We start from the raw sequence: 21,843 nt of genomic DNA, 5'->3' as shown, positions 1-21,843 counted from the left end.
TCTAACCAATTTTTTCCAGAATGCATTATAGTGATTTAGATCTTGATAAACCAAAAAGTAACTGCGGAATTTTTGGTGTTTTTGGCACCCAACTTTCTGCAACACTGACTTACTACGGATTGCTAGCACTTCAGCACCGAGGTCAAGAAGCTTGTGGTATCACATCGTGCGAAAGTCTTTCTGATTCACGTAAAGTATTTCACTCGATTAATGGGAGAGGATTAGTCTCAGAAGTTTTTCATGATGAAAAAATTTTCAAATCGAATTTAGTTGGAAACTCGTCGATTGGACATAATCGTTATTCTACCACAGGTTCTGATTACCTTGAAAATATTCAGCCATTCAATGTTAAATACAAACTCGGGAATTTAGCAGTTTCACATAATGGTAACCTCACAAATGCCAAATCATTGAGAAAAGAATTAGAAGACAGCGGCTCAATCTTTAGATCATCAAGTGATACTGAAGTAATTCTTCATCTTATCTCGAGAAGCCAGAAAGAAACGCAGATTGCTCAGATTAAAGATGCTCTTGATAAAATTAAAGGTGCTTTCTCTTTGGTCATTCTGACTGATAATGCTTTGATTGCTGCAAGAGATGGATACGGCATTCGGCCATTAGTTTTAGGTGAGCTTGACAACTCCTATGTAGTAGCTTCAGAAACTTGTGCATTCGATTTGATTGGAGCCAAATCCATCCGAGATGTGCAACCTGGCGAAATTCTAGTTATAAATCATGACTCAGTTAAATCAAGACAAGTGGAAAGCTTTTGGCTTGATGAAATTTCTGATCTTCCGAAGAAATGTATTTTTGAATTTATTTATTTCTCGCGACCAGATAGTGCAATCTTTGGTGAAAATGTTGATAAAGTCCGAAGAAAACTTGGGAAGAATTTAGCCCTTGAAAGTCCTGTAGTGGCAAAAGATGAAAAAGTATCCGTAATAAGTGTGCCAGATTCATCAAATACGATTGCAATAGGTTATCAATCTCAGTTACGGAAACAGGGAATTGATTCAAAACTAGAGATAGGATTGATTAGAAGTCATTATGTAGGGAGGACATTCATTCAGCCTGGTCAAGATAAGCGAGAGTTGGCAACAAGAATTAAATTCAATACAGTTAAAGGTGTACTGCAAAATCAAGAAGTTGTTGTAGTAGACGATTCAATTGTGAGAGGAACGACCTCAAAGATGTTAGTTAAATTGCTTCGAGAAGCAGGACCTGAAAAAATTCATTTAAGGATTTCTTCACCTCCGATCTTGTATCCATGTCATTACGGAATGGACTTTCCTAGTCGGGAGGAACTCGTTGCAAATCAATTTAATGGTGACATTACTTTAATTAAAGAAGAAATCGAAGTCAACACACTTCAATATTTATCATTTCAAGGAATGTTGAACTCGGTGCCGGAGCAATCACCTGAATATTATTGCACAGCTTGTTTCAATGGTGATTACCCAATTCCAGTTGACGAGAATTTCAAAAAAAACGAACATGAAGTTTAGAATATTCAAATATGGTAAAAATTAATTTTTCTGAATTTATAAAAATACCAAATTTAATTAGCTCTGCTAGAATTTTACTTTTAATACCTTCAATTATTTTATTTCAAGATTTTGAAATTAATCGAATTCCTTTGATTTTAATAGGTATTATTGCTGCCTTGCTCGATAATTTAGATGGTTATCTTGCAAGGAGATTCAATGAAATCACTGAACTCGGTAAAATACTTGATCCACTTGCTGATAAATTAATAGTAGCAGTTTTTGGAATAGGCTTAGTACTGAATGGAGCCATTCCAACATGGTTTGCAGCCCTTGTGATATCGAGAGATTTAATTATAATATTATTCAGTTTATTATTCATGAGTAAAGTGGATAAAGTCGCAGCATCAAATTTTATTGGAAAATTTACCGTTACAATGACAGGTGTTTCATTTCTTCTTGCGTTGTTTGGAATTGAAACAGGAAACTTAATCTTTGATGGATTTATTATTCTGACATCGATCTTTGTTGTAATTAGTTTAGTGGTTTATGCAAGAACAAATTATTTTTATACAAAACATAATATTGAATGAACTTCCTCTCAAAAATTAGCTTTGATAAACTGAAAGGCGGTCTTACTAAAACAAAAAATTCTCTAATTTCGAAAATTGAAGAGATCATCAGGATTTCTCCATCAATCGATGATCAAACTTTTGAGAAAATAGAGGAAGCCCTGCTTTCTGCCGATGTTGGAGTGGGAGCCACAGAACGAATCTTATCGAATGCCAAAGACAATTTTAAAAATGTTAATGATTTATTTTTCAAAAGTGTAAAAAACGAATTACTAAAAATCCTCAATGATGCCGAAAATGGATCAGATTATTTTAATTATCAAGAATTTAATTTGAAAAATGTTAAAACTCCATTTGTAATTTTGATCGCAGGCGTAAATGGGACAGGGAAAACAACTTCAATCGGAAAAATATCACATAATTTTATTAAAAACGGTTATAGTGTTATCATAGCAGCAGCCGATACATTCAGGGCGGCTGCAAACGAGCAACTCGAGATTTGGGCGAAAAGATCAGGAGCGAGAATAGTTCAGCAAAAACAAGGAGCCGATCCAGGTGCTGTTGTTTATGAAGCTTTATCTTTTGCCGAGACAAACAAGATTGATATAGTTTTAGTAGATACTGCAGGCAGATTACATACAAAATCGCCGTTGATGATGGAATTGAAGAAAATTCAAAATGTTATATACAAGAAATTAAATCGATCTGCAGATGAAACTTTTTTAATAATCGATGCAAGTACAGGCCAAAATGCAATTCATCAGATTAACGAGTTCTCAAAATTTATTGATACAACAGGTATTATTTTAACGAAACTTGATGGTACGGCAAAGGGAGGAATTATTTTTCAAATCTGCAACGACAAAAAAATTCCTGTTCGTTACATCGGAGTAGGTGAGGGGATTGAAGATCTCCAACCTTTCGATCCTAAAACTTTTGTCGATGCTCTATTTTCAAACTAACTTGGAGTACTAAGTGAATAAAAAGTATCTTTTTATTGTAAATCCGATAGCAGGCAAGGGTAAAACCGGGAAATTAATCGACACTCTCCGAATGTTGATAAATAATAATAAACTTGATTACAAAATTTTAAAAACTGTGTCACGCGGACACATCGATTCCATCATAGAAGAAAATAAGCAAATCTTTGATCGTTTTATAATTGTTGGAGGTGACGGTACGGCTCATGATTTAATTAACTCAAAATCGATCACCGACGTAATTTGCGGAATAATTCCAACAGGATCTGGAAATGATTATGCAATGACATTAAAGATGAAAAAAAGTCTGGAGGAAAACTTAGAAGTTATACTAAAGGATAATGTATCTCATCTGGACATTGGTTTTGCTGAGATTGAAAACCAAGATGGAAGAAAACTAATTGCAAAATTTGCAAACAGCATAGGAATCGGATTTGATGCCGCAGTAGCTGCGGGAGCACAATCAATCACATTTATATCTGGTTTACCATTGTACCTTCTGTCAGTGTTTAAGAATGTAATTAGTTATCAAATGACACATTTTACTGTAGATGCTGATGATTTCAAATACTCAGATATCGCCTTTATGCTTGCTGTAGGGATCGGTAAAACAGCAGGTGGGGGCTTTCGCCTAACTCCAGATGCTGAAGCTGATGATGGCTTGTTGGACTTCTGCCTGATAAAAAAAGTAAATAAACTTGAAGCAGTTATTAATTTATTGCCTCGTGCAATTATTGGAAAACACATTAATAGTTTTAGGGTAATTTATAGGAAATCCAGTAAGTTATCTGTCTCGATTAAAAGCCCATTGTATGTTCATGCTGATGGCGAAATTCTAACTAATAATCTTAAAGAGTTGAAGATTTCAATACTTCAGAAAAAACTTAGAATAATTTCTAACTGGAGTTGACTAAATGTTTTTTAAAAGAATTCAACATAAGCGATATGATTACCAACCTCGCTATTATGATCCCGAGAAAGAAGATAAGCACAAGCTAAGAAAAAGAATAAACTTTCAGAGAGGAAAATATACTCGAAGAAAGAAGAATAGCAGAATGCTATTTTATATTTTAATTATTCTAGGCATAGTATATTTATTGTTCTATACGGGTATTTTTTAGAAACTATGTAAGTTTACATAATATACATTATAGGACAATTAACTATTGCTTCTTATAATTATAAAATCCTTCTCCAGATTTTCTTCCAAGCTTTCCGGCAGCTACCATTTTTCGTAATAATGGACAAGCTCGATATTTAGGATCGCGGAATCCTTCATATAATACATCCATTATTGATAAACAAACATCAAGTCCGATAAAATCAGCTAAATTTAATGGTCCCATTGGATGATTCATTCCGAGTTTCATCACTAGATCTATATTCTCTGCATTTGCGACACCTTCGTAAACGCAATATATAGCTTCATTGATCATGGGCATAAGGACTCTATTAGACACAAATCCCGGATAGTCATTAACTTCTGCAGGAGTCTTTCCAATTTTGATTGTTAGTTCATTTATCTTGCTAAAAGTTTCAGATGACGTAGAATAACCACGAATAATTTCTACAAGTTTCATCATCGGAACTGGATTCATAAAATGCATTCCAATAAAATTTTCCGGGTGCTTTGTAGATGCTGCTAATAACGTGATGGGAATAGATGAAGTATTCGATGCTAAAATACAATGTTCTCCAATTTTAGCATCAATTGCCTGAAGTACTTTTTTCTTTATAGATTCTTCCTCGGTGACTGCTTCCACGACAAGGTCATACAAATTAGAAGCTTTTTCAATTCCTTCTACCAAATTTATATTTTTTAAGGTGTTTGTTTTGTCACTCTCAGAGATAGTTTCTTTTTTTATCATTCTATCCAGATTTGAGGTAATAGTAGATAAGGCTTTATCTAATAGTTCTTTAGATAGATCTATTAAATCTACTTTATAATCATTTTGAGCGAATACGTGAGCAATTCCATTGCCCATTGTTCCAGAACCAATAACAGCTATATTTTTTATTTCCATGATTTCCTCCCTATTGAATGTTTTCAATTATTAATGTTGATGCTTCTCCACCGCCAATACAAAGTGAAGCTAGCCCGTATTTTGAATTTCTTTTTTTCATCTCATGAATCAATGTAGTTAATATTCTTGCTCCAGATGCTCCAATCGGGTGTCCGAGTGCAATCGCACCTCCGTTGACATTGACTTTTGAAGAATCAATTTTCAATTCGTTCATGGCTGCAATTGTTACCAGAGCGAATGCTTCGTTAATTTCGAAAAGATCTATGTCAGTAATTGTGAGATTTGCCTTTGAAAGAGCTTTTTTGATGGAGTTGATTGGAGCTAATGAAAAATTAATTGGCTCAATTGCTGCAGATGCTTGAGAGATAATTTTCACTTTTGGTTTTAGGCTTAGTTCTTTGCACTTTTCATGACTGGCGATTAACAAAGCTGATGCACCGTCATTTAGTTTTGAGGCATTCGCTGCAGTTATTGTTCCATCTTTTTCAAAAACTGATTTCAGTTGCGGAATTTTTTCGAATTTAACTTTTTTGGGCTCTTCATCAACTTTCACAAATTTGCTGCCCGATTTGTCCTTAATTTCAATTGGAACTATTTCAGCTTCAAATAGATTTTTTTCTTGAGCAGCAATGGCTCTTTTGTAACTTTCAACGGCATAATCATCCTGTATCTGCCTTGTGATATTTTTCTCCTTAGCGACCTTTTCTGCACAGCTTCCCATATGAATTTTATTATATGGATCTGTTAATCCATCTGAGATCATTGAATCAAATAAAGTCTGATTCCCAAATTTTACTCCGTTTCTAATTCCATGTACTATAAATGGTGCGTTTGACATACTTTCCATGCCGCCAGCAATGACTACTCCAGCATCACCAGACTTTATAGCCTGATGTGCCAACATTACCGATTTAAGACCTGAACCGCAGACCTTATTGATCGTCATACATTCCACTGATGTTGGCAATCCTGCAAATAACGCAGCTTGTCTTGCCGGAGCTTGACCGATTCCTGTCCCAAGGACATTTCCAAGAATTACTTCATCAATTTTTTCTTTTGGGATAGAACTTTTTTCAAGTATCGCTTTAATAACTTCGGAAGCTAATGCAGGTGCAGAAAATGCAGATAGTTCACCAAGAAAACTTCCTATTGGAGTTCGCAGTGCTTCACAAATAAAAACCTCAGACATATAATTCCCCTTCTTTTAATTGTTAAGTGATAAAAGATTTTTTGATTTTGATAAAAAGATTTGTCCAGATCAGATTCATATTAATATTCGAATAAATTAATTTAACTGAACCAACACAGTATTTAGATATTTCGTTTATTCCATCAGAATCAAGAGTTCGAGCTAAATTTACGATTTCGCTGCTAAGATTTCCACTATTAATCTTGGCTTGAAGCAATTGGCTGCACATAGCTTGAAACCGTTCCAACAATAACACTGCTTTTGCCTTATCATTGGAGTTTATGAAGTCATGAACTAATTGCATGGCTGAATAAAACTCAGTTTTCCAAATGTGGCGAAAGAAAGAAATAATTTCAGTATCATAGAGCTCAAGATCATTCAGTAAAGCATCAACAATATTTGAAATATTTGAAGAATACATCTGGATAAATTGCAGTGCAACTTCCTCCTTGATTTGAAATGTTTTTAGAAGATAACTTTTAATTTCTGCTTCGTTAATGGGACTGAACTTGATTTCCCAGCATCTTGAGAGAATAGTAGATAATAAAAAATGTGGTTTATCGGTAATCAATATAAAAAGAACATTTACTGATGATTCCTCAAGAGTCTTCAGCAGCATATTTTGCGATTCTTGATTAAGAGTATGAGCTTCAGAAATTATTACAACTCGTTTTGGGATCTCTGAATAAGATTGAGATAAATCGACTCTGAGTTTCCGAATCGAATTTACTTTGATGTCATTAGCTTTAGTTAGTTTTACTTTGAAATGTGGATTGGATTTTTTTTTTCCAGTGAGGATTTTAACTCATCCATGGAATCTGGAGATAGCTTTTGAAATGGATCGTCACCCGAAGTTTCATTTTTACCGAGAGGCAATGGATAAATGAAATTAATATAGGGAAATTCGAGACTTGCAATGCTTCTGCAGGATGGACATGTGCCACATGGAGTAAAAGAGTCAACCTTACAATTTATCGATTGAGCAAAAGCAAAAGCAGCAGCTTCCTTTCCAACTCCAGCTTCCCCTTTGAATAGAATTGCCGGTGGGTATGCTTTGGAAAGAAAAATTTTATTTAAATTGTTTCGAACTGTTTCTTGATTAACGATATAGTCCCATAAAACATTCATGTTAGAATGTCATAGATCAATATTCGTCCTCATCAGAATAGAAAAAGTCATTCTCGGTAGGATAATCCGGCCAAATGTCTTCCATGCTTTCGAATATTTCTTCAGCATCTTCAAGCTCCATTAAATTTTCGACAACTTCAATCGGTGCACCTGTTCTATTAGCATAGTCTATCAATTCAACCTTTGTTGCTGGCCATGGTGCATCTTCAAGATATGATGCTAATTCGATTGTCCATATCATATATAATAAATTCCCTGCCCTTGTTTAATTTTCAAGCTTTAATTGAGTATATAATTAACTGGGTCCTGCTTTTCGCCATTAAATGAGACTTCATAATGAACATGTGGTCCAGTTGATAAACCAGTACTACCACAGCTCCCGATCACTTGATATCGCTTAATTTGCTGTCCTTCTTTGACATGTGCTCGGGATAAATGTCCATAAAGTGTTTTGTATCCAAATCCGTGATCAATTTCAATAGTTAAACCATAACCCCCGCTCCAACCAACATGAGTAACCTTACCTGAGCCAGTAGCAAAGATCGGATCTCCATGGTTACCAAGGATATCAATTCCTTCGTGCATTTTCCATCTTCTTATGATAGGATGAACTCTCATACCAAAACTGTGCTCGCTGAAAACTCCATACATCGGAACAATGGCCGGTATATGTGCAACTAAAGATTCATTTTCAGAAATTTTATCAGTGAGTTTATTGAAATTTTCAAGCTGGTAGTTAATTTGCCCGGAAATAATTTCAGCTAGTTGATCTATAGCCGAGATATCCCCATCCTTACTTAAGGAGATTATACTTTCATCGGCACCACCAATTCCAAATTCTGCATCATCTGTAATATTCACGTTTGAAGCAATTCTAAGTTTCTTTTCCTGATGATAGAGTTGATTCAATGAATTTTGAATACCTGAAAATCGTTCTGAAAGATTGGCTAAACTTTCTTTAAGTTTACGATTTTCCTTCTGAAGCAAGCTAGTGCTGGAGAAGAATAACTGATGCAAAATCGTCGCACTCATCGTTAAGAAAACAATGAGAGGAAACAAAAGCAACATGATCAACTTTTTAGAGTTGAGCTGCTTTAGTTTGTTATGCTTTTTGGAAAAGAAATAGATTCTCATTCGGCGGCAAATTTAATGAAACTGCATAAAATTGTCAATTATTCAAAATCATGTTCAAAATATATTACAGACCTTTTTTCCTTCGATTTTCGTTTATTTTCAATGTTTTGTTTTATCCTTCCTGCCATATCTTGAGCTGGATCATAGCCGTAATGTTTAAGGAGATAGTTCAGTGCAATGACTTCAGATATAACGGTAATATTTTTCCCAGGAAATATGGGAAGTCTGACAGTCTGGACTTCCACATCTAAAATACTTGTTGTAGAGGAATCTAAACCCGTTCTTGTGTACTCAATTTCACTATCCCATTCTTCAAGCACAACAATAACTTCGATTCTTTTTTGAAAGCGAATTGACCTAATACCAAATATTTTTTCAACATTCAGTAATCCGAGTCCGCGAATCTCCATAAAATGTTTCATTAAGGATGTTCCGGAGCCCATTAGGATCCCTTCTCCTTTTCGCGTGGCGAGAATTACATCATCGGCAACTAATCGATGACCGCGTTCAACTAGATCGAGAGTCACTTCACTTTTTCCAATCCCGGAACGCCCGACAAACAATAATCCAACTCCATAAACATCGACAAGAGCTCCATGAATTGTTATTTGAGTTGCAAATTGATCGTCTAGGAAGTCGCTTAAGTGGTAAACTGCTTTTGTAGTTGAATGTCCCGTTTTATAAATGCTCACTTTTTTCTGTCGGGCTATTTTTTTAAAATCGGTATCGGGTTCTGTATCGTTTGTAAAAATAACACATGGAATCTCGAAGCTGAAAAATTTTGTGATCGCCTTTATCTTTTTCGCTTTCGTGAGACTATTTAGATAACGTACTTCCGTGTTTCCAAATAATTGAACTCTATTAAAAGTAAACAGCTCAATAAAACCTGCTAATGCGAGTCCAGGCCTGTGAATACTCCTGTCGGTTATTTTTCGACCAAAACCTTTATTTTCGGAAACCAGTTGAAGTCCAAATAACCTTTGGCATTGCTCGAAGAAATAACCGACTTCAATATACTCATTTCTTATTTCTTTAGATTTTTCTAGAAAGTTCATACAAGCACTTTCGAAGAGCTACGTTTTTTATCACGCTTTTTGGACTTGTACCGGTTGAGTTGACGTTCAAGTTTCGCTACTGCCAAGTCAATTGATTTAATGAAATCATCGGATGATTCCTTTGCAATAATTTTTTTGCTATAGACACTCAAGCTGATCTCTGCTGTTTTCACACTGTCACGAGGTTTTTCAAAACTAAGTATCACATCAGCACCAATTATATTATCAAAATATCTTTCTAATTTGGAAACTTCGTTTTGAGCGTACTCTCTTAATGAGTCGTGGGCTTTAAATCGTCTTGCTGTTACTTGAACGTTCATGGTTCCTCCTTTAAGATTTTGGATGTGACTTTTTATAAGTTTGTTTTAAATGCTCTACGCTAACATGCGTATAGATTTGGGTAGTTGATAAATTTTCATGTCCGAGAAGTTCTTTTATTGATTTAAGATCGGCACCTCGATTCAACATATGAGTTGCAAAAGAGTGTCTGAGTGCGTGCGGATAAATCTTTCCATCCTCGGTAATATCAGATAGAAAATTTTTAACAATCCTGTAAATTAATTTTGGATATAATGGTTCTCCTTTCTCTGTGTGAAACAGAAATTTTGAATTTGATTTATTCTTTTCAACCATAAGATTGATGGCTTCTTTAGCATACGTTCCAACAGGTATAATTCTATGTTTTTTTCCTTTGCCGAATATTTTGATTGTAGAATTTTCTAGATCGATATCTTCAACTTTAAGAGAGCAAATTTCTGATACTCGTAATCCGCAGCCATAAAGCAATTCAATAATTGCCCATGCTGGCAGATTCTCCTTATCCTTTTTCAAATAGTTCAGCACGTTCACTAATTCTTTCTGCTCAATAAATTTTGGTAATTTTCGAGAGAACTTAGGATTCGAAATATTTGAGACTGGATTTATTGCTATTAAATCATTCTGAAGAAGAAAATCGAAAAAGCTTCTAAGCGAACTCAATTTTCTAGAAATAGTGGTTCTCGAATAGTTATAAGTTCCTAAATGCAATAAAAATCTTCGGATGGTTTTTTCTCCAATTAACTCTAATTTTTCAATTGAGGATTCTTTCAGAAAATCCAGAAATATTTCTATATCTTTTTTATAAGCACTTATTGTATGATGAGAATAACCACTCATTGAATTCAGGTATCCGTAGTATTTAATAACACATTCTGAGATAAAAGTCAAGTTATTCGTTCTCCTCGTTCAGAGTAAATTTACAAGAATTGCAAAGAATATTTTCCTTACCAGATTTGAATTTTGTTACAAGCAGATCTTTCTTGCAGTTTGGACAAATTTGGTTCGTTGGTCTATCCCAACTTGCATAATCGCAGTTAGGATAATTTGAACAACCGTAAAAAACACGCTTTCTTTTTGTCATGCGTTGAACGATTTCTCCCTCACTGCAGCGTGGGCATTTTATTTCTAAGGTGATCGACTTTGTGTAATCGCAATCCGGATACTTCGTACAGCCAATAAATCTTCCAAATTTTGAGTTTCGAATCACTAGATCAGAATTACATTTGGGGCATTTATATTCTAATACTTCTGGCTGGGTAGGACTCATTTCTCGCAACGACTTTAGATTCTTGCATTCAGGATAATTTGTACATGCCAAGAATCTTCCAAATCTTCCCATACGGATCATCATATCGGATCCGCATTGCTCACATTTCGGCTTCTCAATCTTTTTTTCTGCTTCTTGCAAATCTTCTTTAAATGGGATATAAAAATCACTCAAAACATTTTCGTACTTATTCGTACCTTCTGCAATATCATCAAGTTCTTTTTCCATGAGTGCAGTGAACTTAACGTTAAAGATATGTTCAAAATGTTCAACTAATAATCGATTGACTTTTACACCCAAATCTGTTGGCAGTAATTTCCTTTCTTGCTGCTCTACATACGATCTGTCATACAGAGTGCTAATGATTGATGCGTAAGTGCTTGGCCGACCGATTCCAAGATTATCTAACTCTTTAACCAAAGTACTTTCTGAAAATCGCGGTGGTGGCTTAGTGAAGTGTTGGTTTTTGTTTATCTCATTAAGTGTTAAGTTTTGATTCTCGAATAAACCTGATGGAATTCGATTGGTTTTTTCATCTATATCTTCTTCCTCTTGATTCTGTTCACCATTTTCATCATACACAGCGAGGAATCCTCTGAAAAGTAAAGTCGATCCACTGGCACGGAACAAAAACTCTCCTCCAGTAATATCCAAAGAAGTCTGTTCAAATTTGGCTGGATTCATTTGACATGCCAAAAATCTGTTCCAAATTAATTCATACAATTTGAGTTGTTCTTTCGATAAAAACGATTTGACGTATTCTGGAGTATACTTCAAATTTGTCGGACGAATTGCTTCATGAGCATCTTGCACATTTGATTTCTTACTTGAATAGACTTTTGGCTTATCGGGTAAATATTCCTTTCCATAATTTATGCCGATAAAATCTCTTGCAGACTGAACAGATTCTTCATTCAATCTTGTTGAATCTGTTCTCATGTAGGTTATCAAACCAACTAATCCATCTTTTCCAAGTTCAATTCCTTCATAAAGTTTTTGAGCATGCATCATTGTTTGCCGCGGCCGCAAGTATAGCTTTCGGGACGCTTCCTGTTGTAGTGTACTCGTTATGAACGGAGCGGCGGGATTTCGATTTACAATTTTTTTATCAAGGCGAGTGATTTTATAATTTTGGTTTTTACAATCTTCGAGAATATTTTGAGCTTCGGATTCGTTCTTGATGAAGAAATAGTTTTTATAAAATTCATTTAAATACTTTTCATCGACAGTTGCAGATTCTGGGAGCTTGTAACTCTTCCCTTTATAATTTAAAAGCTTAGCTGAAAATTTTTCATTCTTCTCAGTTTCAAAAGTACCTATAATTGACCAGTGTTCAATAGGGATAAATGAATTAATCTCTACTTCACGCTCACAAATTATTCTCAATGCAACTGACTGAACGCGACCGGCAGATAACGCTGATTCTGAAGAATGCTCGATCAAGTGCATGTGATTCCAAAGTAACGGACTAATTTGGTAACCGATTATTCTATCCATCACACGACGAGCTCGCTGAGAATTAACAAGCTTTTCATCGATTTTGTGCGGTGAGTCCATCCCCTCTTTTACTCCCCTCTCAGTGATTTCGTTGAAAAGGACACGATGAATATTCTCTTCCCCATTTTTAATTATCTCGCAAATATCTTGAGCTATCGCTTCTCCCTCTCTATCAGGGTCGGTCGCAATAAATATTTTTTTCGATTTTTGAGAAAGCGATTTGATTTTTTTTAAGACGTCAGATTTACCACGAATAGTTACAATTTTAGGTTTGAATCCGTTTTCTAAATCAATTCCTAAAGTCGTTTTTGGGAGATCGCGTATGTGTCCAACTGTCGCTTCAACGACATAATTCTTCCCGAGGTACTTACTTATTGTCTTGGCTTTGGAAGGTGATTCCACTAAAACCAGATTTCTAGCCATTATATCTCCATTTGTGAGCTGTTACAAGATCAATGCGATACTGATCCTAAATTCATCTTCTCGATAAATTTTTTCTTTTTTAATTTAGTTAGAATTTTATTCTCTTCTTCTCGGATTATTTTTTTCTGCTTTGAGGTTTTATCACGAAATCCAATTGTATGCAAAATTCCATGAATTATCAGTCGCAGTATTTCATCCTCGATTGATATATTAAATTTCTGGGCATTTATTTTCGCCATTTTGTACGAAATGAAAATTTCTGTTTCAAACGGTTCAGATTCCGTATATGAAAATGTAATTATATCAGTGTCTGTATTATGATTAAGAAATTTTTTATTTAAATCAAATAGCTTTTCGGATTCGACAAAATTTATAGATAATCTGTTAAATATTTTATTTGATACCGATAAAAATTCAAATACGATTAGCTTTAATACACTTTTCCTTACTCTAAAATTTTTATCGTCAACAATTGTAATCTCAGTTCTTCTTTGTTTTATCACTACCCAAAACCTCTTCAGCCAATGAGAGAGCAATACTCGATAACATTACTTCAGGACCTAATTTTGTAAAATCTCCAGATAAAAGTTTCCTATTTACATTAGCATAAAGTGCGCAACCGCCAGTTTTTTCAACTGTTAAACCACTCACCCTATCTCCTTCTTCAGCAATGAATGTAACTTCTTCAAGCATATCGCTGATAATGTAGCCTGTGCAAAAATGGAGCTGCAGGTGAGTGATTGGAGCATAAATCGATATCAAATTCCCTTTTCGGTCCCCGATATCGATGTTCGAATATATCTCAAGATAAAGCGAAGTTTTTCTTTCCGGATTTGAGATTTCAAGACGAAAATTATTTGGATGTTCTTTCACTTTTGCATTTAATGCAGCAGCTACTTTATTTATATCGTCTTTACTGAAAATAAATTCATTTGGCATATAGTTACTTAAAATTTATTTAAAGATTTCTTCATTTGTTCAGTGTAATTTTGATAATTAAGTGCAGACTGATGTATGTATTTCAGTTCATCCTCGCGTAATTCTCTAATTATTTTACCGGGGACACCAGCGATTAATTTACCAGAAGGGACAATTGTATTCTGCGGTACAAGTGCGCCAGCAGCAATGAACGAATATTCTGAAATTACCGCTCCATCCAAAACGATTGCACCAATTCCGATCAATGTGTAATCTTTCAATGTGCATGCGTGCAGTTTAACGGCATGACCAATTGTTACATAATTTCCGATTTCCACAGGTTTGTCTTTAGTTAAGTGAATCACCGAACTATCTTGAACATTTGTATAGGATCCGATCTTAATATAGTTAATGTCACCGCGAATTACGGAGTTGAACCATACACTGCTATTGTCTCCAATTGTTACATCACCGATTATTTTCACTCCAGATGCAATAAAAACATTTTCACCTATTGCAGGGCTTACTCCATTGTAAGAGATGCAATTGTCAAACTCAACTTTTTCGAGGCGGCTGCCAATCATCGCGATCCCATTTTTTTAATTCAATATTTATATTTCCGAGAATTACTTTCATTGTAGCTTTTATAGGAACTGAAGCTTCATCATTTGAAAAATAACCTTCAAAATTACCGGTGAGTCCAAAAATACCAGTAAACCTGACAAGTCCATCGATTTTAACGCAGTCGACATCATAGTCGAGTGCATCAATTTTTATTTGTTCCGGTTTTTTATAAAAATTGATTGTAGTTAAAGTCGTTGATTCATTTAAATATGTTGGAATATCGTATGTTTTATTTTGGCGTGTGTTCCCTCTTGCGAAGAAGAAGAGTGAAAGTCCGTCCTGCAATTCCGCATTGAGGGGAACATATTCCTCAAAATCTACCTTCCAATTCTCTTTAAATCCCTTCTGAACAAAGATAGATTTCTTTTTATAATCGAAATCATATTTAGTGAAACGCCATCCAATATTATGTTTGTCTAAACCAATAAACATTTCTGAAAGAAATTTTTCTGAAACCTGACTATTATAGATGCTGTGAAGATCAACAAAAGGCAATCTATCATATGAATCTATATATGCTCTTGTTTCAAAAATTTCAAGACCATCTTTAGTGAATTTTCGAAGAGTTTTTATTCTGATCTCACCAATTTTTATAAATGTATATTTAACTTCATAAATTAGATCTTCACCGACAGCAAAAATATTTTTCCCACTATTTTCGTTTGTCGGATTAGTCTTGAAGTTCGAAAAATTTAATCCGAAGATTAAAAAACTAACAATACCTATCGAAAGTAATTTAACAAAATGAGTCAATTAAATTTCTCACTTCAAGAGTTTTGCTAATTTCTCAGCCTCTGGAAAAAGTGATAATGCTTTATTAAACTGAGGATCAAGTTCAAGCAGAACAGGATACCATCCTTCATTACGCCAATATGTTCGTGCTATCTGTGCTTTTAATCTTGCACGAATATACTCAGAGTCTTTTTTCAAATCTTCTTCAACAATGTCGACACCCTGAGATTTTCCATAATTAATGAAATCATCAAAGACTTTTTCCTCAATCTTAAAAGAAGTTTTATAGTAATCGAATTCAGCATATTTGCTTTGAATCGATTTACCATTTTTATCCAAATAACTTAGTACAAACTGATAGAACAAGTTTTTTCTTAGTAATTGAGAAGTATATTTTGTTAACGGCGGAGATTTGATTATGAAATCTGGTGTGATACCACCACCGCCGTATACTGTTCTGCCGCCATTTGTTTTGAAAATTGGTCGGGAAGTATCTTTTTCAGCATCGTGAGAAATGTTTTCTCCTTCAATCGAGTCTTGTGCAAGTGAAGCTCTGTAATAGTCTTCCTTCGAAGCACCTTTTTCATAATCTCTTTGGATTAAGCGACCTACTGGAGTATAATATTGAGAGATGGTTAGTCGAATTGCTGAATTATCGTTCAGTTCAAATTGTCGTTGAACGAGACCTTTTCCAAATGTAGTTTCTCCGACAATTAATCCTCTATCCCAATCCTGCACTGCGCCCGAAACGATTTCACTCGCTGAAGCAGAACCATTATTTACTAAAACCACAATTGGCATTTTTTCGTACTTAAAACTTCTTGATGCAGAAAATTCCTCGATGAATTCCTTGATCCTTGATTTCGTAAATACAATTTTTTTATTTCCATCTATGAATAAGTCAGAAACTTTCACAGCTTCATGCATGTAACCGCCGGAATTATTTCTTAAATCGAGAATAAGTTTCTTCATTCCTTTTTTGTCGAGGTCATCGAGTGCGGATTTGACTTCTTCAAAAGTTGTTTCAGAAAATTTTGAAAGACTTATATATCCAGTTTCGCGGTTGATCATAAAATGTGCATCAACTGAATAGAGAGGAATTTTATCCCGAACGATTGTGAAATCTAATAAGCCATCAATTCCAGGGCGGTAAATTGAAACATCAACTTTTGAACCTTTGGGACCGCGCAATTTATTTCTTACATCATCATTGGTAATTTTTTTGTATGGCTCATTATTGATTTTAACAATTCTATCTCCAGCCGTAATTCCAAGAGCTTCGCTTGGGCCGCCGCTTATTGGTGAAACTACAACGATTGTATCGCTGATTATCTGAAACTCAATTCCTATTCCTTCAAAGTTTCCTCTGAATTCTTCCTGCACGCTTTCGAGCTGTTTCGGCGGAATGTAGACACTGTGCGGGTCGAGCTGATCGTACATTCCCTTTATCGCAGCTTCAACTAATTTTTGAGTGTCCACTTCCTCTACGTAATATTTTTTTGTGATACTTAAAACATCATTAAATTTTCTGATCTGTTCCTGCAGATTATCACCTGAAATCGCTCTTTCAATTTGTATACCTCCGATAATTCCAATTACCAATACGGCGATTACGAATACATATCCAAATCTTTTGTTTTTCATTTCATACCTATAAATATATTTTTCAAATAAAAGATATTAAACCAATTGAAAATATCAAAAAGTTAACAGGCTTGTCAGATTTGATTTGATCGAATCGACACATTCCAATTAGTTTCACGTTTCTTATAAATTCATAAAAACCCTTGAATTCAAAACTCATAGTTCTCTCTAAATTACCATCAAGAAAATTTGCAGTCTCACTATCAAAAGTCCTTCTTCCAAAATTTAACTCTCCACCGACATTAATCAAATTTAGATTTTCATTATAATTTTTTCCATGTCTTTGATACGATGCAGATGCTGTGAAGTTCACTTTCGGTGATGGAAAAATTTTTATCACAAAAGTGATTCGATCACTATTCGGCTGCAACTCACTCGCGAGAGGATAACTGTAATTTGAATAATTGTTTTCAATGAGTCTATGAGTGTAAGTATAGGGTTCGATTCTTATGTATTCAATTCCAAAATGCAGTGGAAGAGTTTCAAATGGCTGAACAACGTCAGCACCGATATTATATGCAAATTGATTCCCGAACCAACCAGAACCAAGCTTTGAAAAATCTACATCGTCTATCAAAAAGGTTGAATACAATTTCACTTCCGAGAATGGAATATACTCAGCATCCAAGTACAGCAGCGTATTATCACGATCTTGAAGACTGTGTTCAGTCGATTTGTAGAAATTAAATGGATTGATGTACGCAAAATCGACTATGCGATTTGCATAAATTACAGATTCACCAAAACCTAACCTTAAATTCTTGAAAGTCGAAAAACTGATTCGATGGTGCACAAAATTTTTCGGTTCGAAAGTTATTTGGTAACCTCTGTCGATAACAGTACTGCGATATTTTTTTCCTAACATCCATCCATGAGTATAATCAAATTGAAATGATTTGTAATTCAGCCGCAGTGATAAGTAATCGAAGTTAGGTGAATTGTCTCCGAGAATTAGTTTGTTAATTCCATAACCGATGATTTGACGGTCGCTTCCAATTTTCACATTTATATTTGGATGCTCGTAAGCTATATAACCGTATGCTCTATCAAAAAAACTTGATTCTTCTTTCTCAAAGAGCTTGAAATTATATTTCAAATCTTTTTCTGCTAAAGCCGCCGTTTTGTTTCCTTTTAAGAGTCCATTTCTTCCATCGATTTCAAAGCCAAGAGCATCAATAAATGAACCGTAAACTCTCCCCCCAATTTCGCCGAGGGTTGCATTATAAATCGCATTATTTTCTTTAAATAAATTTCTTCTAAAAAATAAATGACTTTGAACGAAGATTGAAAATTCTTTTTCTTTAGAATAAGCTAACATGTATTTTTCGCGGTCGGAGAGAAAATCAAAATCAGAATCTGTGAAAAGCGATTCATATTTCTCCAATGAACCAAAAGCTTCATAACCGAATTCTGTCAGAAAATAATTTAGAAATGATTTGTCAGTCGAGTTTAATCTTTCTCTTTTGTCCCAAATATTCAAAAGCAATTCAGCAACTTTATTCCGAGTTAGAGGTAGACTTTCAGAATAATAATTATCGTTCACTCCAATCGTTTTCATTCTGCTGAGAAATGGATAGACGTCGTTATCAACAGGAACGTATGTCCCCTGAGAAAAAATTATAATTGGATATATTAAGAATAATACTGGTAATATTTTCTTCATCTTACCTCTACCCATTCATCAATAGGTTTTGGAATAAATTTTAAAACATTCAAAGCATTCAAAGTCCATAACCAAAATACGCGGTGATATCCAAATTTTCTATATCTTCTTGGAGATTCGTAGATTTTCAAGCCAAAATGGACTTTAATTTTACCATTCCTTCTTATCTTTTTATAAAGATCCCAATCCTCTCCAGCGGTAAGACTTTCATCGTAACCATTGTATTTCTCGAATACATCTCGTTTGATTACTTGGCATTCGCCTCTTCCCATCCCAGTACCGATGAAATTCAAAAATCTTACGTAAGTATTGTAAAAATTATGAAAAAGAACGTCACTAAGTTTTTTTTCACTCGGTGCAATTTCAAACTTAAATGTTGCAGCTTTATATTCTGAGTGCCTGAATTCATTCGAAATGAAAGAGAAAAACTCAGACGGTTTTTCAATCGTGCAATCAGCACAAAGGAAGACAAAAACATCACCGCTTGCACGTTGTGCACCTGCATTTTTTCCTTGTGAAATAGTCTGTCGAGTTCCATCAGTATGAGAAATAATTTTATCGCAGAAGTTAAGAGATTTTTCGATTGTTTTGTCTTTACTTCCTCCATCTGAAAGGATTATTTCGTAATGAAATTTGTCTTTCAAGTTTTTTGCATTTAATTGCTCAAGAAGATTGGGCAATAATTTTTCTTCATTAAGTGATGGAATTATAATACTTAGCAATTAGATCAATATGTAAGTGTTAGATAAAATTTTTTGTTACTATATTTTATTCCGGGTGCCGGAAAGTGAATTTGATTTAGAGTCTTTTTTAAAAAATTCCAGAAACCACCCTCAAGTGGAATTTTTTCTAAGTCATAATCGAATGTCAAATAAAAATTCTTGTCGGCATGTCCAAATCCATCCCAATTGCGGATACTATATCCCAATGCGAGACAGAGAAAATCTGGCCAATAAGTTTCTAAATTCTGAGGGAGGAATTCATTCACACGGAAACTCAAATAGAAACTTTGTCCTTCGTAATCGTCAAAAACAGTTTTACTGTGACCTGTAGTCTGTTTCGCATTTTTGTAATATTTTGAGGGGAAGTAGCTTACCTTTAAATTAACATTTTGCATGAATGGAACATATTCTTGCAGAACTGGGTAGAATGCCCCCATAAGATTTGCTCCTGCGTCACCGGGACTAAATCCCCAATCAGTTGCAAATCCATCCTCAAATTCGATATAAAGCATGTAAACACTGGATAGAATAGCTCCATACCACATTGATTTTCTTCTTTCAATATTCGACCATTCAAATGCTGATGAAAATAAATGTTGAACCAGTGCACCATCCCAAAAATGGCCTAATTTATCTATCCAAAGGGCATAATCCCAATCATTTTTAAAATGAAAACTTCTTCTTTGGTCTTTCCACCAAGCATTTGCTTGATAAATATGAAGACCTACTCCAGTCGCTAATGCCGCACTTCCAATAATTGCAAGTTTAGTATAATCTATTTTTTTTGATTTATGTGAGGTTAAACCATCATTCTGATTCGTTAAAGAGAAATGAATTAACTTTGTCGAATCTACTTGCAGCAGTGAATCTACTTGAGCAATACTTTTAGAACTAACTATAATAAAGATTAGTAATAAATAAAAATTCATGCAACTCGATTTGAGAAACACTTTATGATTCTTTCCTCATCTGCGGGAAAAGAATAACGTCTCGAATCGAATTTTGATTCGTAAGAAGCATAACTAGTCGATCAATGCCAATTCCAAGTCCTGCAGTTGGTGGCATTCCATATTCAAGAGCACGAACAAAGTCTTCATCAAACATGTGAGCTTCATCATCCCCTGCAGTACGCATTTTGACCTGATCTTCAAATCGTTTTCTTTGATCCAGTGGATCATTAAGTTCGCTGAAAGCATTGCATAGTTCTCTACCGATTACAAATCCTTCAAACCTTTCGACGATGTTCTTATCTGTTCTGTGAATTTTGGCTAAAGGTGAAATTTCAACTGGATAATCGCAAACAAATGTTGGTTGAATTAGTGATGGTTGAACTAAGACACTGAATATTTCATCAATTATTTTTGCACGCTGCAGATTCGGTTCAATCTCAAGTCCTTTGTCTGTGGCAAAAACACGAAGAGCTTTTTCATTAACTGAATAAACATCGATTCCAAATTTTTCTTTTATTGAATCAGCCATTGATATTCTTTTCCACGGCGGCTGAAAATTTATTTTATGGTTTTCGATTTCAATCTCATAGTTACCATTGAGTTGAAATACAATTGAAGAAATCATTTGTTCAACAAAATCCATCATCCAATAGTAATCTTTATATGCTACATACAATTCCATCATTGTGAATTCTGGATTGTGCTCTCTGTCCATTCCTTCATTTCTGAAGTCTTTTGAAATCTCATACACACCCTCGAATCCACCAACGATCAAGCGTTTCAAGTAAAGTTCATCTGCAATTCTGAGATAGAGCTGCATGTCAAGTGCATTATGTTTTGTAATGAAAGGTCTTGCAGCGGCACCTCCGTAAATCGGTTGTAAGATTGGAGTCTCGACTTCTGTATATCCTCGCTCATCTAGATATTGTCGCATTAATTTGATGACTTTTGCTCGTTTGACAAAAACTTCTTTCACTTCGGAATTTACAATCAGATCAACATAACGTTGACGGTAACGCAGTTCTTTGTCAACAAATTGATCGTAAATTATTTTATTTCCGTTTTCATCAACCATTTCTTTTGCGATTGGGATCGGACGAATAGATTTGTTCAACAAAGTAAATTCTTTTACGTGAAGACTTATTTCACCCGTCTTTGTTTTGAAAACGAAACCCTTAACTCCAATTATATCTCCGATATCCATCAACTTGAAATTATCGTACATGTCACCAAGCTCTTCTTTCTTCAGGTAAATTTGAATCTTACCTTGAGAATCTTGAAGATGTGCAAAAGATGCTTTGCCCATTCGCCTAAGGGACATTATTCTTCCGGCTGCAGTTACATCCTTTGCTTCTAGCTCTGAAAAATTTTCAATTATGCTTTTCGAATGATGAGAGACTTCAAATGAATATGGATATGGTTCTATTCCTTTTTCCCGTAATTCAGTAACCTCTTCCAATCTTCTTTTGATTAAAACATTAACATCTAATTCCTGATGAACATTATTTTGATTATTCAT

At 34.6% G+C, this 21,843-nt stretch carries 23 protein-coding genes; 4 read left to right on the top strand and 19 right to left on the bottom strand.

What is annotated here, in order from left to right:
- The first annotated feature begins 20 nt into the window (after nucleotides 1–20).
- The 4 genes from FJ213_00475 to FJ213_00460 are packed head-to-tail and all read left to right on the top strand — an operon-like array spanning nucleotide 21 to nucleotide 3,946.
- A complete protein-coding gene (locus FJ213_00475; protein MBM4174640.1) occupies nucleotides 21–1,505 on the top strand; it encodes an amidophosphoribosyltransferase in 1,485 nt (494 codons plus the stop codon).
- An 11-nt stretch (nucleotides 1,506–1,516) separates the two neighbouring features.
- The gene (locus tag FJ213_00470; protein MBM4174639.1) at nucleotides 1,517–2,077 is read left to right on the top strand and encodes a hypothetical protein; all 561 of its coding nucleotides are present in this window, start codon (nucleotides 1,517–1,519) and stop codon (nucleotides 2,075–2,077) included.
- Entirely contained in the window at nucleotides 2,074–3,018 is a 945-nt protein-coding gene (gene ftsY, locus FJ213_00465; protein ID MBM4174638.1) for a signal recognition particle-docking protein FtsY, read from the top strand. Before FJ213_00470 ends, ftsY begins: the two co-directional genes overlap by 4 nt.
- A gap of 13 nt (nucleotides 3,019–3,031) precedes the next feature.
- The gene (locus FJ213_00460) at nucleotides 3,032–3,946 is read left to right on the top strand and encodes a YegS/Rv2252/BmrU family lipid kinase (GenBank protein MBM4174637.1); all 915 of its coding nucleotides are present in this window, start codon (nucleotides 3,032–3,034) and stop codon (nucleotides 3,944–3,946) included.
- Between the two features lie 253 nt (nucleotides 3,947–4,199).
- Here the strand turns inward: FJ213_00460 and FJ213_00455 are convergent, their stop codons facing one another.
- From FJ213_00455 to lysS, 19 genes are read right to left on the bottom strand one after another with little or no spacing between them, the layout of a single operon-like run.
- Nucleotides 4,200–5,054: a 3-hydroxybutyryl-CoA dehydrogenase gene (locus FJ213_00455; protein MBM4174636.1), complete on the bottom strand. Its 855-nt coding sequence runs from the start codon at nucleotides 5,052–5,054 to the stop codon at nucleotides 4,200–4,202.
- Between the two features lie 16 nt (nucleotides 5,055–5,070).
- Nucleotides 5,071–6,249 carry a thiolase family protein gene (locus FJ213_00450; GenBank protein MBM4174635.1) on the bottom strand — a complete coding sequence of 393 codons (1,179 nt, stop codon included), beginning with the start codon at nucleotides 6,247–6,249 and terminating at the stop codon, nucleotides 5,071–5,073.
- A 22-nt stretch (nucleotides 6,250–6,271) separates the two neighbouring features.
- The gene (locus FJ213_00445; GenBank protein ID MBM4174634.1) at nucleotides 6,272–7,048 is read right to left on the bottom strand and encodes a hypothetical protein; all 777 of its coding nucleotides are present in this window, start codon (nucleotides 7,046–7,048) and stop codon (nucleotides 6,272–6,274) included.
- Nucleotides 7,006–7,377 (bottom strand): hypothetical protein, encoded by a 372-nt coding sequence (locus FJ213_00440; protein MBM4174633.1) that lies wholly within the window; start codon nucleotides 7,375–7,377, stop codon nucleotides 7,006–7,008. Before FJ213_00440 ends, FJ213_00445 begins: the two co-directional genes overlap by 43 nt.
- A gap of 16 nt (nucleotides 7,378–7,393) precedes the next feature.
- The gene (locus FJ213_00435) at nucleotides 7,394–7,618 is read right to left on the bottom strand and encodes a DUF2795 domain-containing protein (GenBank protein MBM4174632.1); all 225 of its coding nucleotides are present in this window, start codon (nucleotides 7,616–7,618) and stop codon (nucleotides 7,394–7,396) included.
- Between the two features lie 38 nt (nucleotides 7,619–7,656).
- Entirely contained in the window at nucleotides 7,657–8,511 is an 855-nt protein-coding gene (locus FJ213_00430) for a M23 family metallopeptidase (GenBank protein MBM4174631.1), read from the bottom strand.
- Nucleotides 8,512–8,549: 38 nt separating this feature from the next.
- Nucleotides 8,550–9,566 (bottom strand): HPr kinase/phosphorylase, encoded by a 1,017-nt coding sequence (locus FJ213_00425; GenBank protein ID MBM4174630.1) that lies wholly within the window; start codon nucleotides 9,564–9,566, stop codon nucleotides 8,550–8,552.
- Nucleotides 9,563–9,886: a ribosome-associated translation inhibitor RaiA gene (gene raiA / locus FJ213_00420; GenBank protein ID MBM4174629.1), complete on the bottom strand. Its 324-nt coding sequence runs from the start codon at nucleotides 9,884–9,886 to the stop codon at nucleotides 9,563–9,565. The genes FJ213_00425 and raiA overlap by 4 nt, the downstream gene beginning before the upstream one ends.
- 10 nt (nucleotides 9,887–9,896) lie before the next feature.
- A complete protein-coding gene (locus tag FJ213_00415) occupies nucleotides 9,897–10,721 on the bottom strand; it encodes a tyrosine recombinase XerC (GenBank protein ID MBM4174628.1) in 825 nt (274 codons plus the stop codon).
- A 52-nt stretch (nucleotides 10,722–10,773) separates the two neighbouring features.
- Entirely contained in the window at nucleotides 10,774–13,071 is a 2,298-nt protein-coding gene (gene topA, locus FJ213_00410; GenBank protein ID MBM4174627.1) for a type I DNA topoisomerase, read from the bottom strand.
- A gap of 29 nt (nucleotides 13,072–13,100) precedes the next feature.
- Nucleotides 13,101–13,607 (bottom strand): rRNA maturation RNase YbeY, encoded by a 507-nt coding sequence (gene ybeY, locus FJ213_00405; GenBank protein ID MBM4174626.1) that lies wholly within the window; start codon nucleotides 13,605–13,607, stop codon nucleotides 13,101–13,103.
- Nucleotides 13,552–14,010 (bottom strand): hypothetical protein, encoded by a 459-nt coding sequence (locus FJ213_00400; GenBank protein ID MBM4174625.1) that lies wholly within the window; start codon nucleotides 14,008–14,010, stop codon nucleotides 13,552–13,554. Before FJ213_00400 ends, ybeY begins: the two co-directional genes overlap by 56 nt.
- 8 nt (nucleotides 14,011–14,018) lie before the next feature.
- Nucleotides 14,019–14,573: a gamma carbonic anhydrase family protein gene (locus FJ213_00395; GenBank protein MBM4174624.1), complete on the bottom strand. Its 555-nt coding sequence runs from the start codon at nucleotides 14,571–14,573 to the stop codon at nucleotides 14,019–14,021.
- Entirely contained in the window at nucleotides 14,545–15,366 is an 822-nt protein-coding gene (locus tag FJ213_00390) for a DUF3108 domain-containing protein (GenBank protein MBM4174623.1), read from the bottom strand. The genes FJ213_00395 and FJ213_00390 overlap by 29 nt, the downstream gene beginning before the upstream one ends.
- A gap of 9 nt (nucleotides 15,367–15,375) precedes the next feature.
- A complete protein-coding gene (locus FJ213_00385) occupies nucleotides 15,376–16,989 on the bottom strand; it encodes a S41 family peptidase (GenBank protein ID MBM4174622.1) in 1,614 nt (537 codons plus the stop codon).
- A gap of 22 nt (nucleotides 16,990–17,011) precedes the next feature.
- On the bottom strand, nucleotides 17,012–18,667 hold the full coding sequence (locus FJ213_00380) for a hypothetical protein (protein ID MBM4174621.1): 1,656 nt from the start codon (nucleotides 18,665–18,667) through the stop codon (nucleotides 17,012–17,014).
- Complete coding sequence (locus tag FJ213_00375; protein ID MBM4174620.1) at nucleotides 18,649–19,374, bottom strand: glycosyltransferase; 726 nt, start codon at nucleotides 19,372–19,374, stop codon at nucleotides 18,649–18,651. The genes FJ213_00380 and FJ213_00375 overlap by 19 nt, the downstream gene beginning before the upstream one ends.
- A 5-nt stretch (nucleotides 19,375–19,379) precedes the next feature.
- Entirely contained in the window at nucleotides 19,380–20,303 is a 924-nt protein-coding gene (locus FJ213_00370; protein MBM4174619.1) for a DUF2279 domain-containing protein, read from the bottom strand.
- 22 nt (nucleotides 20,304–20,325) lie between these two features.
- Nucleotides 20,326–21,843, bottom strand: coding sequence for a lysine--tRNA ligase (lysS, locus tag FJ213_00365; protein MBM4174618.1), 1,518 nt, complete (start codon nucleotides 21,841–21,843; stop codon nucleotides 20,326–20,328).

The organism is Ignavibacteria bacterium, assembly GCA_016873845.1.
Classification (GTDB): domain Bacteria; phylum Bacteroidota; class Ignavibacteria; order Ch128b; family Ch128b; genus JAHJVF01.
The sequence above is the reverse complement of the archived record's forward strand: the minus strand, read 5'-3'. Positions and strand labels throughout refer to the sequence as shown.

Bases quoted from the DNA above. Each gene is read 5' to 3' on its own strand.
- FJ213_00475 (MBM4174640.1), top strand. From the start codon at position 21: ATGCATTATAGTGATTTAGATCTTGATAAACCAAAAAGTAACTGCGGA.
- FJ213_00470 (MBM4174639.1), top strand. From the start codon at position 1,517: ATGGTAAAAATTAATTTTTCTGAATTTATAAAAATACCAAATTTAATT.
- ftsY (MBM4174638.1), top strand. From the start codon at position 2,074: ATGAACTTCCTCTCAAAAATTAGCTTTGATAAACTGAAAGGCGGTCTT.
- FJ213_00450 (MBM4174635.1), bottom strand. From the start codon at position 6,249: ATGTCTGAGGTTTTTATTTGTGAAGCACTGCGAACTCCAATAGGAAGT.
- FJ213_00440 (MBM4174633.1), bottom strand. From the start codon at position 7,377: ATGAATGTTTTATGGGACTATATCGTTAATCAAGAAACAGTTCGAAAC.
- FJ213_00435 (MBM4174632.1), bottom strand. From the start codon at position 7,618: ATGATATGGACAATCGAATTAGCATCATATCTTGAAGATGCACCATGG.
- FJ213_00430 (MBM4174631.1), bottom strand. From the start codon at position 8,511: ATGAGAATCTATTTCTTTTCCAAAAAGCATAACAAACTAAAGCAGCTC.
- FJ213_00425 (MBM4174630.1), bottom strand. From the start codon at position 9,566: ATGAACTTTCTAGAAAAATCTAAAGAAATAAGAAATGAGTATATTGAA.
- raiA (MBM4174629.1), bottom strand. From the start codon at position 9,886: ATGAACGTTCAAGTAACAGCAAGACGATTTAAAGCCCACGACTCATTA.
- FJ213_00415 (MBM4174628.1), bottom strand. From the start codon at position 10,721: ATGAGTGGTTATTCTCATCATACAATAAGTGCTTATAAAAAAGATATA.
- topA (MBM4174627.1), bottom strand. From the start codon at position 13,071: ATGGCTAGAAATCTGGTTTTAGTGGAATCACCTTCCAAAGCCAAGACA.
- FJ213_00400 (MBM4174625.1), bottom strand. From the start codon at position 14,010: ATGCCAAATGAATTTATTTTCAGTAAAGACGATATAAATAAAGTAGCT.
- FJ213_00395 (MBM4174624.1), bottom strand. From the start codon at position 14,573: ATGATTGGCAGCCGCCTCGAAAAAGTTGAGTTTGACAATTGCATCTCT.
- FJ213_00385 (MBM4174622.1), bottom strand. From the start codon at position 16,989: ATGAAAAACAAAAGATTTGGATATGTATTCGTAATCGCCGTATTGGTA.
- FJ213_00380 (MBM4174621.1), bottom strand. From the start codon at position 18,667: ATGGGTAGAGGTAAGATGAAGAAAATATTACCAGTATTATTCTTAATA.
- FJ213_00370 (MBM4174619.1), bottom strand. From the start codon at position 20,303: ATGAATTTTTATTTATTACTAATCTTTATTATAGTTAGTTCTAAAAGT.
- lysS (MBM4174618.1), bottom strand. From the start codon at position 21,843: ATGAATAATCAAAATAATGTTCATCAGGAATTAGATGTTAATGTTTTA.